Annotated in this window: 11 protein-coding genes; 3 read left to right on the forward strand and 8 right to left on the reverse strand. The window is 71.8% G+C overall.

The window, feature by feature from the left end:
* Positions 1-15 precede the first annotated feature (15 nt).
* Positions 16-723, forward strand: coding sequence for a TetR/AcrR family transcriptional regulator (locus ACZ55A_RS25590; protein ID WP_468844366.1), 708 nt, complete (start codon positions 16-18; stop codon positions 721-723).
* A 76-nt stretch (positions 724-799) separates the two neighbouring features.
* Entirely contained in the window at positions 800-2092 is a 1293-nt protein-coding gene (locus tag ACZ55A_RS25595) for a cytochrome P450 family protein (RefSeq protein WP_468844369.1), read from the forward strand.
* A 66-nt stretch (positions 2093-2158) separates the two neighbouring features.
* Here the strand turns inward: ACZ55A_RS25595 and ACZ55A_RS25600 are convergent, their stop codons facing one another.
* The 4 genes from ACZ55A_RS25600 to ACZ55A_RS25615 all read right to left on the reverse strand — a co-directional run bounded on the left by ACZ55A_RS25600 (position 2159) and on the right by ACZ55A_RS25615 (position 8342).
* The gene (locus ACZ55A_RS25600) at positions 2159-3454 is read right to left on the reverse strand and encodes an LCP family protein (protein ID WP_468844372.1); all 1296 of its coding nucleotides are present in this window, start codon (positions 3452-3454) and stop codon (positions 2159-2161) included.
* 173 nt (positions 3455-3627) lie between these two features.
* Positions 3628-5724, reverse strand: coding sequence for a bifunctional polysaccharide deacetylase/glycosyltransferase family 2 protein (locus ACZ55A_RS25605; RefSeq protein ID WP_468844375.1), 2097 nt, complete (start codon positions 5722-5724; stop codon positions 3628-3630).
* A gap of 580 nt (positions 5725-6304) precedes the next feature.
* A complete protein-coding gene (locus ACZ55A_RS25610) occupies positions 6305-7372 on the reverse strand; it encodes a hypothetical protein (protein WP_468844377.1) in 1068 nt (355 codons plus the stop codon).
* A 136-nt stretch (positions 7373-7508) separates the two neighbouring features.
* Entirely contained in the window at positions 7509-8342 is an 834-nt protein-coding gene (locus tag ACZ55A_RS25615; RefSeq protein WP_468844380.1) for a class I SAM-dependent methyltransferase, read from the reverse strand.
* A gap of 189 nt (positions 8343-8531) precedes the next feature.
* On the opposite strand from ACZ55A_RS25615, the gene ACZ55A_RS25620 reads away from it, so the two are divergent.
* Positions 8532-10331: a S9 family peptidase gene (locus ACZ55A_RS25620; RefSeq protein ID WP_468844624.1), complete on the forward strand. Its 1800-nt coding sequence runs from the start codon at positions 8532-8534 to the stop codon at positions 10329-10331.
* A 39-nt stretch (positions 10332-10370) separates the two neighbouring features.
* On the opposite strand, the gene ACZ55A_RS25625 is transcribed toward ACZ55A_RS25620, so the two are convergent.
* From ACZ55A_RS25625 to ACZ55A_RS25640, 4 genes are all read right to left on the reverse strand, one after another.
* A complete protein-coding gene (locus ACZ55A_RS25625) occupies positions 10371-11567 on the reverse strand; it encodes a cation diffusion facilitator family transporter (RefSeq protein WP_468844382.1) in 1197 nt (398 codons plus the stop codon).
* A 160-nt stretch (positions 11568-11727) separates the two neighbouring features.
* Positions 11728-12579: an SURF1 family protein gene (locus tag ACZ55A_RS25630; protein WP_468844385.1), complete on the reverse strand. Its 852-nt coding sequence runs from the start codon at positions 12577-12579 to the stop codon at positions 11728-11730.
* 301 nt (positions 12580-12880) lie between these two features.
* Positions 12881-14284: a hypothetical protein gene (locus ACZ55A_RS25635; RefSeq protein WP_468844387.1), complete on the reverse strand. Its 1404-nt coding sequence runs from the start codon at positions 14282-14284 to the stop codon at positions 12881-12883.
* Positions 14281-14943 carry a SigE family RNA polymerase sigma factor gene (locus ACZ55A_RS25640; RefSeq protein ID WP_468844390.1) on the reverse strand — a complete coding sequence of 221 codons (663 nt, stop codon included), beginning with the start codon at positions 14941-14943 and terminating at the stop codon, positions 14281-14283. Before ACZ55A_RS25640 ends, ACZ55A_RS25635 begins: the two co-directional genes overlap by 4 nt.
* Positions 14944-15220: the final 277 nt, after the last annotated feature.

Here is a 15220-nt window from a genome sequence, read left to right on the forward strand (position 1 = left end):
AAGGGGGAGGCAGCCGTGGAACGGGCGGAGCGCGCCGAGCGCATCCTTGAGGTGGCACGGGAGTTGCTGCTCGCCTGGGGGTACGGGCGGGTGACGATCGACGAGATCGCCCGGCGTGCCAAGGTCGGCAAGGGCACCGTCTATCTGCACTGGAAGACCAAGGACGCCCTGCTGCTGGCCGTCATCCTCCGCATCCAGCTCAGCACCCAGCAGCGGCAGTTGGCGCGGATGCGCACCGATCCGCTGGCGGTGCTGCCGAGCCGGATGGTCAGCGCGCTCTTCCGCGACTGCCTGTCCGAACCGGCGCTGCGCGCCGTCTACACCGGCGACTCCGACACCCTCGGCCGGCTCAACGACACCGCGCAGCAGGAACTCGGAGAGCTGATAGTGGAGAGCGACCAGACGCTCCGCCGCCACCTCGAAGTGCTGCGCGTACACGGCCTGATGCGCGACGACACCGACGTGAGCCACCAGCAGTACGCCCTGATGGCGATCGCCACCGGGTTCTTCACCTCCGAAGCACTCAACGCCCACCGCGCCCCGGAAACCCCGGAGGTACGCGCGGAGATCCTCGCCCACACCGTCCGCAGCGCACTGGAGACCGACCCCGGCCCCGACCGGCTGCGGGCCGCCGCCGCGTCGGCCGCGCCCGAGGTCATCGCGCTCCACGAGCACATGACGGAGCTGTGCGCACAGGAGATCCACCGGCAGATACGCGGCTGACGCCGGCGAACCGGCCGGACAGCGGCACGAGTCCCACCTCGACTCCCACCCACTCCCAACCGTAGGAGAACGAAAGATGTCGGCATTATCCAGCTCTCCGTTCGCCGAGCACGTCGGGAAGCACCCGGGCGAGCCGAATGTGATGGACCCGGCGCTGGTCGGCGACCCGTTCCGCGGCTACGGCGCCCTGCGCGAGCAGGGCCCGGTCGTGCGCGGACGGTTCCTGGACGACTCGCCCGTGTGGTTCGTGACCCGCTTCGAAGAGGTCCGCCAGGTCCTGCGCGACCCCCGGTTCCTCAACGACCCGGCCTCCCCGGCCCTGGGCGGTGTGTACGAGGAATCCCCGCTGGCCCGGCTGATGGACGCCATGGGCTTCCCCGAGCACATGCGGGTCTATCTGCTCGGCTCGATCCTCAACAACGACGCCCCCGACCACACCCGGCTGCGCCGGCTGGTCTCCCGCGCCTTCACCGCACGCAAGATCACCGACTTGCGGCCGCGCGTCGAGCAGATAGCCGACGAGCTGCTGGCCCGGCTCCCCGAGCATGCCGAGGACGGCGTCGTCGACCTCATCCAGCACTTCGCCTACCCGCTGCCGATCACGGTCATCTGCGAACTGGTCGGCATACCCGAGGCGGACCGCCCGCAGTGGCGGCAGTGGGGCGCCGACCTGGTCTCGCTGGAACCCGACCGGCTCGGCAAGACCTTCCCGGCGATGATCGACCACATCCACCAACTGATCGGCGAGCGGCGCAAGGCGCTCACCGACGACCTGCTCAGCGAGCTGATACGGACCCATGACGACGACGGCAGCCGGCTCAGTGACGTCGAGATGGTCACCATGGTCCTCACCCTCGTACTGGCCGGACACGAGACCACCGCGCACCTCATAGGCAACGGCACCGCGGCCCTGCTCACCCACCCCGACCAGCTGCGGCTGCTCAAGGACGACCCGGCCCTGCTGCCGCGCGCCGTGCACGAGCTGATGCGCTGGTGCGGACCGGTGCAGATGACCCAACTGCGCTACGCCGCCGAGGATGTCGAGATCGCCGGCACGCAGATCCGCAAGGGCGACGCCGTCCAACTCATCCTGGTCTCGGCGAACTTCGACCCGCGCCACTACACCGACCCCGACCGGCTCGACCTGACCCGGCACCCCGCGGGCCACGCAGAGAACCATGTGGGCTTCGGCCATGGGGCGCACTACTGCCTGGGCGCCACCCTCGCCAAACAGGAGGGCGAGGTCGCCTTCGGCAAACTGCTCGGCCACTTCCCCGAGGTGTCCCTGGCCGTCGCCCCCGACGAGCTGGAGCGCACCCCGACCCCCGGCAGCTGGCGGCTGGCGGCACTGCCGCTGCGGCTGGGGTGATCCGCCGCCCGTGCCGTGCCGGGCCGGGGGGCGGCACGGCACGGGCCCGCCGTGGCGCGCAGCCGGTCAGCTTCCGGTCACGTCCACCGGCCGGTCGTCGCGCAGCTCGGCGAAGAGCCGCTTGGCCTTCGGCAGGTCCCACTTCACGGCGCTGCCCTTGGGGGTTTTGAAGCCGGTGGACGCGACGGGGACGTTGAGCTGCTTGCCGCCGCCGGACGAGACCTTCTTCATCGCCTCGAACAGCGAGGTGAGGGTGGGAAGGCCCATGTCCTTGTCGACGATGAGGGTGTCGAGCCCGGCGCTCACGGTCGGGTAGACCTTGGCGGGGTCGAGGAGCGTTCCGGGGGTGGCGGCCTCGTGGGCGAGCGCGGCCAGGAACTTCTGCTGGTTCTGGCTGCGGCCGAGGTCGCCCTTGGCCTCCTGGTGGCGCTGGCGGACGAAGGCGAGCGCGGTGCGCCCGTCGAGCGTATGGCAGCCCTTCTTCAGGTCCGCGCCCGATTTCTCGTCCTTGACGTCCCTGTCCAGGCACATCGGCACCCCGCCGATGGCGTTCACGATTCCCACGAAGCCGGCGAAGCCGATCTCCGTGTAATGGCCGATGCGCAGGCCCGTGTTGTGCTCGATGGTCCGCACCAGCAGTCCGGGGCCGCCGAGCGAGAACGCCGCGTTGAGCTTGTTCTTCGACGCCGGGTAGTGCTTGCCGGTCTCGGGGCGGATATAGGGCGGGATGGTCACCCAGGAGTCACGCGGCAGGCTCACCATCGTGGTGCCGTGGGCGCCGGTGTGCAGCAGGATCATCGAGTCGGTGCGGCGGCCTGCGTCGGCCGAGCCGCCGGTGTGCAGGTTCTTCTTGTCCTCCACGGTCAGGCCCTGGCGGCTGTCGGAGCCCACGATCAGATAGGTGGTTCCCGCACCCGGCGCCGGGCGGTCCGCGATCTTGCCCAGGTCGACCTGGCGGTTGAGTTTGGTGTCGGCCCACACATAGGTGCCGGCGGATGTGACGAGCGCCACGCTGGCCAGCAGGATCCCGGCCCGGGTGAGCCGGCGGCGGCGGGTGGGGCGGGAGGCGGAGCGCCGGCGCCGCGAGGCCCCGGGGGCGCCGCCTCTCCGGCCGCCACCGCGGCCTGTGGGACCGCCGCGCTGCGGCGGGACACCGGCGGCCTGCGGAACGTCCTGCGCAACGCTCTGCGAGATGACCTGCGGCACGGCGCCGGGCGGTGCGCTGCCCGCCCCCGGCACCGTGAACCCGGCGCCCGGGTAGGTCTCCTGACTGTTCCACACCTCTTGGGTGCCGGCGTACGTCATGTGCCCCGCGTCACCGCGGAGCCTCCCGTCGGACGGCCCCTCCAGCCAATCAGTCATGCGCGGCAGTCTGCACGCTCACGCGCTCTTCACCAAACGGTCCACAATTCTGCACTGAAGCGCACCGATTCGTGCGGGAGAAGGGATAATGCCCGATCCGCCCGGGGGCCCGGAGGGGCAAGGCGCCCGCCCAGCCGGAGCCGGACGAGCGCCTTGTACCGATAGGTCCGTTATCACCGTGTGAGCAGACGCTGCTGCTCGACCGGCTGCCCGATCTCCTGGGCGGCGGTGCCCGAGCGGTGCATCCGCTGCCACCTCAGCCGGGTGCCGAGCAGGAAGGCCACCACGGACTGGATGACCACCAGATACATCAGCTGCCGGTAGACGAAGAGCTGGAACGGCATCGCCCACAGGGCCCGCACCCGCTCACCGTCCAGCCGCAACGCATAGCCCGCGCAGGCCAGTTGGAGCGCGAGGAAGCCGAGCCACACCCCGGCCGAGAGCACCGGTCCGCGGAACAGCGCCCCGTACAGGGCGAAGATGTCCACGATCGGCGCGAGCAGCGGCAGGATGACCTGGAAGATCGTCAGGTAGCTCAGTCCGCGGCGGCCGAAGCGCCCGGACGGGCCCACTTCGACGGCGGCCCGGCGGTGCTTCCACATCGCCTGGAGCGTGCCGTAACACCAGCGGTAGCGCTGCCGCCACAGCTGGCCCAGCGAGGTCGGCACCTCCGTCCAGGCGATCGCGGACTCCTCGTAGACCACCCGCCAGCCCGCCTGCCACAGGGCCATCGTCAGGTCGGTGTCCTCGGCGAGGGTGTCCTCGCTGACGCCGCCGACGCCCATCAGCGCGTCCCGGCGGAAGGCGCCGATGGCGCCCGGGACGGTCGGCATGCACTCCAGGACCTCGAACATCCGGCGGTCGAGGTTGAAGCCGAAGACGTACTCCAGGTGCTGCCATCTGCCCAGCAGACGGCGGCGGTTGCCGACCTTGGTGTTCCCGCTGACGGCGCCGATGGCGGGGTGGGCCAGGGGCTGGATGAGCCGGTAGATGGCGTCCGGCTCGAAGACGGTGTCGGCGTCCACCATGACCACGATGTCGTGCCGGGCGTACGCCAGACCGGTGTTGAGGGCGGCGGCCTTGCCCGCGTTGGGCTGGCGGATCACCTCCACGCGGGGGTCGTCGATCCAGGTGGCGAGGTCCGCGGTGCGGTCCGTGGACCCGTCGTCGATGACGATGACCTGGAGGTACGGGTGTGTGGAGGCGAGCAGCGAACGGACCGTGGACTCGATGCCGGCCTCTTCGTTGTAGGCGGGTACGAGCACCGTCACCGGGGCGACGACCTCCCGCAGCCGGGGAGCCCCCGGCCGGAAGCGCGTCAGCCGCCGCACATGGGCACGGGCGAACACCACGAGCATCAGCAGGCGCAGCACCCCGAGCCCGCCGGCGATCCCGAGCACCCAGGTCATCCCGCTGACGAAGGCGTGCCCCAGCCCCTTGATCCAGAGCAGGCCGGTGCCCAGCCAGCGCTCGACGGTGGACACCGACTGGTCGGCAGGTGCCAGGCGCGCGCCGGCCGTCACGGTGGTGAACTTCTTCACGCTCCGGTTGCCGAGCAGCTTCTCCGTCTCGTGGTACGCGTTGTCGTTCAGGCTGAACTGCCGGACCAGGCCCTGCGACGGATTGCGGAACCACTTGTCGGCGGCGACCAGGGTGTAGCCCTCGGCGGCGGCGTGCTGTGCCGCCTTCCACTCCGGGCCGCACATGGTGTCCGCCGTGGTGGTCTGCGGCAGCCGCAGCAGCCGGGTGTGGATCCCCGCACTGCCCGCCAGCGCCTTCTGCGTGAGCGACAGCTCCATCTGGGCCCGCAGCGGCGATGCCGCTCCCATGACGGCGCCGGTGTAGGTGTTCGAGCCGATCTCGTGCCCCTCGGAGCGGATCCGCTGGACCAGCTCCGGGTACTGGGCCGCCTTCGTTCCGTACAGGAAGAACGTGGCATGCGCATGGTGCTTGCGCAGCAGATCGAGCAGGCGCGGGGTCCATACAGGGTCGGGCCCGCCGTCGTAGGTGAGCGCCACGGTGCGGGCGGGCATCGCGGCCGACGTCGCCCGGTCACCGTTCAGCCGCACCACCGGCCCACCCTTGGCCACGACCTCCGGCACCGGCGTGGTGCAGTCGCTGCGGACCTTGGCGGCGTCGACCTCGTGGGTGGTCCAGCCTTCGAAGAGCAGCGCGCCGAACATCACGGGGAGGACGAGGATCAGCAGCAGCCAGTGCCCGCGCGGATCACGGGACTGTGCGTGCCTGCCTCGGTTCGAGCGCCGCCTCACGCGGTGACCGTGGCGCTCGCGGCCACCGCCGGAACGCCGGCACAGAGTTGCAAATTGTCCGTTTTCAGCTGTTCTCGGTACTGCCTGGCCTCACACATGGTCGGCGAGTGTACTCATGGCCGGCCGGGGGTACGCGCCCCCGGCCAGCAACGTCCGGACCCGCGCGGACGGGAATGACCCGGCGTGACAAAGCCTGCACCGGCGGCTCCGCGGCACCGTTTCGCGCGGGTTGCACCGGATTGCACCGCCCCCCGGACGTGACTTTTCCGGACTTACGAGCCCGGCCCGGCCTAGCTCGGACCGGCTCGCGATGTGGGCGCGGTAACACCGGACCGCCGTACGGCGCAGAAGAACCCAGAGGGCAGCGGCAGAAGAGCGCAGAGGAACACCGCACCACGACAGAAGCACGCAGCAGCACCCGGAGGAACCAGGAGGCCGCACGGCACACAGCGGACCGAACGCCCCCGCCGACGCGAGCGGTCCGAACGCGCACGTCGACACGAGCGGACCGTGCGACCGCGGGACCGCGGCGGCACCTCCCGGCCGGACCACGCCGGCGTTCGCGACCGGCCGGCGCTCGCTACCGTCCGCCGTCCACCTGCGCCCGCCAGACGACCGGCTCCGAGCCCTCGCCCTCACCCTCGAAGACGACCGCGGCCGGGGCATCGCCCTTCGGCAGCAGGTGGATGGAGCACTCGGTCACCACACCGTTCGGCTTCACCATCTTGTGCGGAACGGCTTCGGGGCACGCGGCGACGCCGGGGCCGCCGATGTCGATCAGCGTCAGCTTCCGCACGGTCTGACCGCCCGTGGTCCGCAGCGCCACCCCGTCGCTCATGCTCGGCAGCAGGTCGAACTTGCCGCTGTTGCGGTACTGCATCGTCACGAAGTACGGGACCATCCTCTTCTGGTCCGCGTCCAGGTCGAAGCGGCTCAGGTCCGCGAGCGAGCCGGTGCGCACGCCCTTCGGGGTGATCCGCAGCGAGACCGGGCGGTTGCGGCTGTCCCTGGTGATCCCGTCGGCGGGCACGTCCGGGGCGAGCACCCCCTTGGAGCCGCTCTGGGCGCCGCCCACCTGCCATATGAGGGTGTCCCCGCCGTCGTCCTTGTAGGAGACGGTCGCCGGCTGCTGGCCCTTGGGCAGCATGAAGATCCGGCAGATCGCGGCCGTGGCGCCGGCCGCCAGCTGGGACGCGCCGCTCTCCCGGCACTCGGGCGGCAGACCGGAGCCGGTGGCCAGCGGGTTGGACCGGAACAGCGAGACCGGCTCGGCGGCCTGGCCGTCCGTCCCGTTGACGGAGAAGTTCCGCTCCGGGGACAGGTCCTTCACCGTCTCCTTGCCGGTGTTGGTGTAGGAGAAGGTCAGGTAGTACGGCACCTTCCCCTTGAGGTCGTCGTCCAGCCGGATGTGCGAGAGGTCGGAGTCCGAGCCGCGGGCCAGCCGCGTGGGCGTGAGCCGCAGGGGGTGCGCCTTGTGGTCGGAGCCGGTCCAGGTGGCCTGGCGCGGGGTGGCCTTCATCGGCAGCGGCTTGGCGGGCGTGACGGACTCCGCCGCCCCCGGCCTCTTGTCACCGGCCCCGCCGGCACACCCCACGGCCAGCAGCATGAGTGCGCTGAGACCCGCGGCACCCGCAATACGTACCGGCATCCGCACGGCAAACCCCCCGTTGTTACGAGCCGTATGGCGCCTGACCACACGGCGTTGGCTCGTCACTTCCGACGGCCGGACGGCGGCCAGGGTAGTCACCGCGGGGTGGTCGGGCGGCGGCGGCCCCGGGGGAACGTCAGCGCGGGCGGCGGGCCCGCAGCGAGTACATGAGGGGGATGCGGGGGCGGTCGCCCGGGAACCGGTAGTAGCCGTCGTCGTCCCGGCGCAGCGCGGCGAAACGCTGGAACATCGTCATGTCGTGTTCATGCAGAAATTCGAGGTGCAGGCCGGCGCCGGACAGCGCGGAGACGACCTCGCCGACCGGATGCTGCCATTCGACGCTGCGGTTGTTGACCGTCGGCGCACCGAAGTCCGTGTAGGTACCGGGGACTTCGTCGACCCAGGCGTCCCGGCTGAAGTAGTCGTGCACGATGCGCGATCCGGTCTCGTCGTCCAGCACATCGCACAGCGGGTGGAACTCGGCGAGGTAGAGGAAGCCGCCGGGGGCCACGAGCGAAGCGGCGGTATCGGCCCAGCGCTCCAGATCCGGCAGCCAGTTCAGCGCGCCGATGCCGGTGTAGACGATGTCGTACGCATCGTCCGGGACGGCCTCGGCGGCGTCATAGACGTCGGCGGCGACGAACGCCGCGCGCTCCGGGCCGTAGCCCAGCTCCTCGGCCAGCTCCCGGGCGGTCTCGATGGCCGCTTCGGAGAAGTCCAGGCCGACGACGCGGGAGGCGCCGCGGTGGGCCCACGAGAGGGTGTCCTGGCCGAAGTGGCACTGGAGGTGGAGCAGGGACCGGCCGGTGACCTCCCCGACCTCCGCGGTCTCGAAGTCGCGGAGCACGTCCCGGGCCCGGCGGAATCCGTCCTGGTCGTAATAATCACTCGCGGTGTGGATGGCGACCCGCTCGTCCCACCTGGCGCGATTGGTCTCCCGCCAGTCGTCGGGGCCGGTATGTCTTCCCATAACGCGAAGTTATCCACAGCCTTGCGGTCCTCGCCAACGCATTCGCGGCGCCGGGCGCAGAATGGGCCCATGACTGACGAGACGACCGCAGGTCCCGACCACCCCACCGATCCGATTCCTTCCACGACGGCAGCCGATCGCTCCTCCGGGACGGTTCCTGGCCGGGCCGGCTCGATAGCCGGTACGGAGATGCCCGACTGGGAGAAGCGCTTCCGTGCGCCGCGGATCGGGCTGCCCGACTGGGCCGAGGACGCTCCGGACCGTTCCCTGTTCGTCTCGAACGCCACCGGCACCTTCGAGCTGTACGCCTGGGACCGGACGACCGGGGAGCAGCGCCAGGCCACGGACCGGCCGAACGGCACGACGGACGGGACGCTGTCGCCCGACGGCGAGTGGCTCTGGTGGTTCTCCGACACCGACGGCGACGAGTTCGGCGTCTGGATGCGCCAGCCCTTCGCCGGTGGCCCGGACGAGCCCGCCGCCCCGGGCCTCGGCCCCTCCTACCCGGGCGGTCTGGCGATCGCCCGGGACGGCACGGCGGTCATCGGACGCTCGACGGACGAGGACGGCTCCACCATCCATGTGGTCCGGCCGGACCGGCCACCGGTGGAGATCTACCGCCACCGCGAGTCGGCGGGCGTCGGCGACCTCTCCCACGACGGTTCACTGATCGCCGTCGAGCACACCGAGCACGGCGATGCGATGCACTCCGCGATCCGCGTCGTGCGCCCCGACGGCTCCACGGTCGCCGAGCTCGACGACACCAACGGCGGGACCGAGGAGCTGGGCCTTTCGGTGATGGGCTTCGCACCGGTGGACGGTGACTCCCGGCTGCTGGTCGGGCACCAGCGGCGGGGCCGCTGGGAGCCGATGATCTGGGATCCGCTGACCGGTGTGGAGACGCCCCTGGAGATCGACCTCCCCGGAGACGTGGGCGCCGACTGGTATCCGGACGGCTCCGCACTGCTGGTGGAGCACGAGTACCAGGCCCGCAGCGAGCTGTGGCGGTATGACCTGTCCGCGGCGGCCGGCCAGGCGCTGACCCGGGTCGAGACCCCGGCCGGCACGGTCTCCGGCGCGACGGCGCGGCCGGACGGCACGGTCGAGTTCCTGTGGTCGTCGGCCGCCCAGCCCCCGGAGGTCCGCTCGACGAGCGGCAGGGTCGTGCTCGACCCGCCCGGAATGAAGGCGCCCGCCTCGGTGCCGGTGCGCGACATCTGGGTGGACGGCCCCGGCGGCCGTATCCACGCCCTGGTCCAGCAGCCGCCCGGCGAGGGCCCCTTCCCCACCGTCTTCGACATCCACGGCGGCCCGACCTGGCACGACAGCGACTCCTTCGCCTCGTCCCCGGCGGCCTGGGTGGACCACGGCTTCGCGGTGGTGCGCGTCAACTACCGCGGCTCGACCGGCTACGGCCGGGCCTGGACGGACGCGCTCAAGCACCGCGTCGGACTGATCGAGCTGGAGGACATCGCCGCGGTGCGCGAGTGGGCGGTCTCCTCCGGCCTGGCCGATCCCGACCGGCTGGTGCTGGCGGGCGGTTCCTGGGGCGGCTATCTGACGCTCCTGGGCCTCGGCACCCAGCCGGATGCCTGGGCGGTGGGCCTGGCCGCGGTCCCGGTCGCGGACTATGTGACGGCGTACGACGACGAGATGGAAGCCCTCAAGGCGATGGATCGCACCCTGCTGGGCGGCACACCCGAGGAGGTTCCCGAGCGCTTCGAGGCCTCGTCCCCGCTCACCTATGTCGACGCCGTACGGGCACCGGTCTACATCTCCGCGGGCGTCAACGACCCCCGCTGCCCGATCCGTCAGGTGGAGAACTACGTCCAGCGCCTGGAGCAGCGCGGCCACCCGCACGAGGTCTACCGCTACGACGCCGGCCACGGCTCCCTCGTCGTGGAGGAGCGCATCAAGCAGATACGGCTGGAGCTCGACTTCGCCCAGCGGCATGTGATCAAGGACAGCAGGAGCAGCCAGGAGAGCTGACGAAGGAGGGGTGAAGGGGCACCGCCCGCTCCCGCCCGCTCAGGCGGTGGCGTGATGGGCGAGCGCGGCGTGCGGGTCGGTGCCCTCGCTGGTGTGGTCGGTGTGGACGGTCGCGGCCGTCAGCCGGGGAACGGCGTGGATCAGCGCATGCTCCGCGGCCACGGCGAGGGCATGGGCCTGGACCACCGTCAGCGTGGAGTCGACGACGATATCGGCCTCGGCCCGCAAGGTGTGGCCGATCCAGCGCATACGCACCTGCCCGACGCTGCGGACGCCGTCCACCGACCGCAGGGCGGTCTCCGCGGTGTCGATGAGCGCCGGATCGACGGAGTCCATCAGGCGCCGGTAGACCTCACGGGCGGCGTCGCGCAGCACCATGAGGATGGCGGCCGTGATGAGCAGACCGATGAGGGGGTCGGCCAGGCGCCAGCCGAGGGCTGAGCCGCCCGCCCCGAGGAGGACGGCGAGTGAGGTGAAGCCGTCGGTGCGGGCGTGCAGGCCATCGGCAACCAGGGCGGCGGAGCCGATCCTGCGCCCGGTGCGGATGCGGTACCGGGCCACCCACTCGTTGCCGATGAACCCGATCACGGCGGCGATGGCCACCGCCCACAGGTGCGTGACCTCACGAGGGTGCAGCAAACGATCGACCGCCTCGTAAGCGGCGAGGAAGGAGGAGACGGCGATGGTCAGCACGATGGCGATACCCGCAAGGTCCTCGGCACGGCCGTAGCCGTAGGTGTAGCGACGGTTCGCCGCCCGGCGGCCGAGCACAAAGGCGATGCCCAGCGGGACCGCGGTCAGGGCGTCGGCACCGTTGTGCAGGGCGTCACCGAGCAGCGCCACCGACCCCGACAGCCCGACGACCACTGCCTGGACCCCACAGGTCAGCCCCAGCACCCCGAGCGAGAGCCACAACGTCCGCATGCCCTCCCGAGAGGTCTCCATCGCGGCATCCACCTTGTCCATGGCCTCATGCCCATGCGGCACCACCAGATGCGCCAGCCGGTGCCACACCCGCCGGCACACCTGGCCGCCGGGACCGTGGTGGTGGGCGGGATGCGCCTGCTGCGTGGCGGGGCCGTGGTCGGACGCATGAGTGTGGTGCCTGGCGCTTCCCTGGCCGGCAGGGGCCTGGCCGTGGGCGGCGGGGTCCTGGCCGGCGGCCTGCGCGTGGTGACCGGCCGGGCCGTGGTCAGGGTGCGGGTGGTGCGGGCCGTTCGGGTGATTGCCTGCCATACGGCCTACCGTGGCACGCCGATCCCCTTGCAGCTACAACGGTCATACGCCCGATGACCAGGTGCGAATCCATTGCAGAAGGGGGAGGGGTGGGGAGGGGGCGGGGGGGAGGCCCCCCGGGGCCCAAGGGGCGCGCAGCCGCGCCCCTACCCCCCGTCTCTCACCCCGCCGCCCGCCCCGCCTCCGCACCCGCACCCGCTTCCGCCTCCGGCTTCGGCTCCACCTCCGGCAACAGCCCCAAAGCTGCGTCCCTGGCCGCTTCGGCTTCGCGGCGGAAGAGGCGGAACCACATGAAGACCACGAAGCCGGCGAAGACGAACCACTCGCCGGTGTAACCGAGGTTCTGGAAGGCCTTGAGGTCGAGGCCGCTGCCCTCGGCGGCGGCCGGCGGGACGGCGCGCAGCGGGGCCTGGGCGTCGGTGAGCGTGATCCAGGCGTCGTAGACCTCGTACGGCACGATGTTGACCAGCGACGCCGCGCTGATCATGCCGAGCTGGCCCTTCGGCAACCCGCCGCCGGCCTGTACGCCGTCGGTGCCCTGGTTCTCGGAGGCCTGGAGCGCCCCGGCGACCGTCACCTCGCCCTTGGGCGGCGCGGGCACCTTCGCCGCATCGGCCTTCGCCCCGGCGTCGCCGGGCAGCCAGCCCCGTACGACCGGGAGGGCCTTGCCGCTGTCCGTACGCAGCAGGTTGAGGACGTAGAAGCCCTGCCGCTCGCCGTGCTTGTCCTTCAACGTACGGCCCGGTACGAGGAGTTGGTACCCGGTGTCGTAGTGGCCGCGGGCGCTGGCCTGACGGCCGGAGGTGACCTTGTCGACGGGCAGCAGGCTGTCGACCGGGCGGGCCGCGGCGGCCTTGGCCCGTTCGGAGCGGTCCTCCTGCTGCTGGTGGGTGTCGACGCGGTCCTCGAAGCGGCTCAGCTGCCAGCTGCCCATGAAGATGCAGAAGGGAATCGCCAGTGCGGCGAAGACGTTGATCCCCCACCACCGCGGGGTCAGCAGGAACCGGTACACGCCCTCAACGGTACGGGGCCCCTACGGCGGGCCCGCATCGCCCCCTCGGGACCAGAGGCCAGCCCCGCCGCCCAGAAACGACGGGAGCCCCGCCGCCCGGAGAAAGCGGGGAAGCACCCCGACGCCCGGAAATCACGCGAGCACCCGCACCCCGCCGCCCTGAGACCGACGAAACGCCCCGCCGCCTCCGGACCACACAGCGCTCGCCCCGTCCGTCCGTCCGTCCAGCCAGCCGGTATCAGCCGGAACAAGGGCCGCGCTCCGTGCGCTCAGTGGCCGGGACCGGGCCTCCTCCACCCCGTCACTGGGCGGCCAGCGCCTCGGTCCGGTAGACGGTCCCGGCGCAGGCGTCCGCGACCTTGGTCTCGGCCGCGGCGGGCTCGCCGGCCTCCGGCGTATGGCTGAGAACGATCCCTCCGGACGCCGTTCCGCCCTCGGCGGAGCCGTCGTCGCCGCCCGCCTGACCGCCGCTGTCACCGGCGGAGGTCGCCCCGCCGTCCGGGGACTGTGCCGGGTCGTTGGTGGGGCCGGGTGTCGGTGAGGGCCCCGGGCTCGCGCATCCGGTGGTGCCGCCCCCGGCCTCCGGGATCCAGGCGAACTGCACCTCGTAGGCCTCCCCCGGCTTGAGTACCAGCTGGTCGGGGGTGGTGGCGGGGTCGGGCAGACCGGTGGCCTCATCGCCCGAGGTGTGGTCGACGACATGGATGCGGTCGGGGTTGGTGGTGCCCTGGGCGACCACGCCGACGGTGCCGCCGCCCTCGACGGAGCAGGCGGTGCCGGAGGTGTTGACCACGCGGAACGAGCCGTAGACCCGCCCCGCGGAGTCCGCCGGGCGGACCGTCCCGGTGCCCTGCCCGAGCTGGTCGCGGGAGCAGACCGGTGAGGTGACGTCCATGGTCTCGTCCGGGGCAGGGGTGCCCGCCCCGGCGCCGTGGCCCGTGCCGTTCTTCTCCGCGGCCTTCCCCTTGCCCGAGGGATCTCCCGCGCCGGGCTTCGTACCGGCCTTGCCGGTCGGCCGGGGTCCGGCGTGCTCGGTGCCTTCGCCGTGTGCGCCCTCGGTGCCGCCCTGGGCACGCTGGCTGCTGGCGGCGTTGGCGGGCCGGTCCGGGGAGCCGTCGGCGAGGTTGGCGACATGGACCATGGCGGGGATGGCGGTCCCGCCGAGCAGCAGTGCGGCGGCCGCGCCGACGAGGACATGGCGGCGGCGCTGGCGGCGGGCGGGGACCGCGCGGCGCAGCGTGTCCAGGGCGTCCGCGGCGGGTTCGAGGTCGCCCACGCGGGACTGGAGCAGCCGCCTGAGGTCGTCCTCGTCGCCGAAGCCGCCACCGAATCCGCCGGTGGGGTGGCTGCGGCCGTGATCGTGCCCGTCGCCGCCGCTGCCGCCGCCGAACGCGCCGCCGAAGGCGATCTCGGCGCCGGTGTCGCGGTCGTGCACCGGCCGGTCGTGCGTCTCGACGTCGCCCGCCGCACGGCCGTACGGGTCGGCTACGTATGCGGTGCCGCCGCGCGCCGCACGGTCGTACGCGGTTGCCGCTGCTGTCGGACCGTCGCAGGGACGGTCGTCGGCGGCGTCCCGGCTGTCCGCGCCACCGTCGTCGTCACGCTCCGTACCGTCGGCGACGCCGATGTTCTCGCCCGGGCCGTCCGGGCCCGATGCCTCGCATGCGCCGAAGGGGTCGTGCCGGCCAAACGTCTTGCCACTCATGCCGGAGCCTCCATCGCGACGCGGAGCGCCGCGATCCCCCGCGAGCCGTATGCCTTGACCGAGCCGAGCGATATGCCCAGCGTCTGGGCCACCTGCGCCTCGGTCATATCGGCGAAGTAGCGGAGCACCAGCACCTCGCGCTGGCGGCGCTGGAGCCCGCGCATCGCGTGGATCAGCTGGTCGCGCTCCAGCAGGTCGTAGGCGCCTTCTTCGGCGCTGGCCATGTCGGGCATCGGCTTGGAGAGCAGCTTGAGCCCGAGGATGCGGCGGCGCAGCGCGGAGCGCGAGAGGTTGACGACGGTCTGCCGGAGGTAGGCGAGGGTCTTCTCGGGGTCGCGCACCCGTCCGCGCGCGGAGTGCACGCGGATGAAGGCTTCCTGGACGACGTCCTCGCAGGAGGCGGTGTCGTCGAGGAGCAGCGCGGCGAGACCGAGCAGCGAGCGGTAGTGCGCGCGGTAGGTCTCGGTGAGGTGGTCGACTGTGGTGCCCGCTGCCATCGCGTCGTCAGTGTCCCCACGCTGAGAAGGAAGCTGCGCGGGGCGCGTGGTGGGCCAGGGGGCGATCACTGGCATGCTCCCGCCGGCACGGGGCCGCGGTGGGCTCGCTGTTGCCCCTGCGGCGCCTGCCGGCGCGATGGTGAATCCGAGTACCTCTGCCACGCCTGTTGGACACGCTTCCCCCTGTAAGGGTTGTACGCGCAAGGCACCGCTTTTGACGATGCATCAAATGCCCTCATGCGTACCAGCTCTTCCCGAATGCCCTATTAATCCCGACGCGTGCACCCCGACATCCGGGGGCTCAAGCGGCCCGCGGACACCCCGGGCCACCCCTGAGGGCGGCCACAAAGACGCTCCCCGCCCAACTGCCGGTTGCAGTGTGGCGGGGAGCGAATGGTCGAACAGATCGTCAGCCCAGATCAAGAGGTCTGGGCCAGCA

It is taken from the genome of Streptomyces sp. NPDC034111, assembly GCF_055575375.1.

Excerpts from the sequence above, each read along its gene's own strand:
- ACZ55A_RS25595 (WP_468844369.1), top strand. The coding sequence starts at position 800 with ATGTCGGCATTATCCAGCTCTCCGTTCGCCGAGCACGTCGGGAAGCAC.
- ACZ55A_RS25600 (WP_468844372.1), bottom strand. The coding sequence starts at position 3,454 with ATGACTGATTGGCTGGAGGGGCCGTCCGACGGGAGGCTCCGCGGTGAC.
- ACZ55A_RS25610 (WP_468844377.1), bottom strand. The coding sequence starts at position 7,372 with ATGCCGGTACGTATTGCGGGTGCCGCGGGTCTCAGCGCACTCATGCTG.
- ACZ55A_RS25615 (WP_468844380.1), bottom strand. The coding sequence starts at position 8,342 with ATGGGAAGACATACCGGCCCCGACGACTGGCGGGAGACCAATCGCGCC.
- ACZ55A_RS25620 (WP_468844624.1), top strand. The coding sequence starts at position 8,532 with ATGCCCGACTGGGAGAAGCGCTTCCGTGCGCCGCGGATCGGGCTGCCC.
- ACZ55A_RS25625 (WP_468844382.1), bottom strand. The coding sequence starts at position 11,567 with ATGGCAGGCAATCACCCGAACGGCCCGCACCACCCGCACCCTGACCAC.
- ACZ55A_RS25635 (WP_468844387.1), bottom strand. The coding sequence starts at position 14,284 with ATGAGTGGCAAGACGTTTGGCCGGCACGACCCCTTCGGCGCATGCGAG.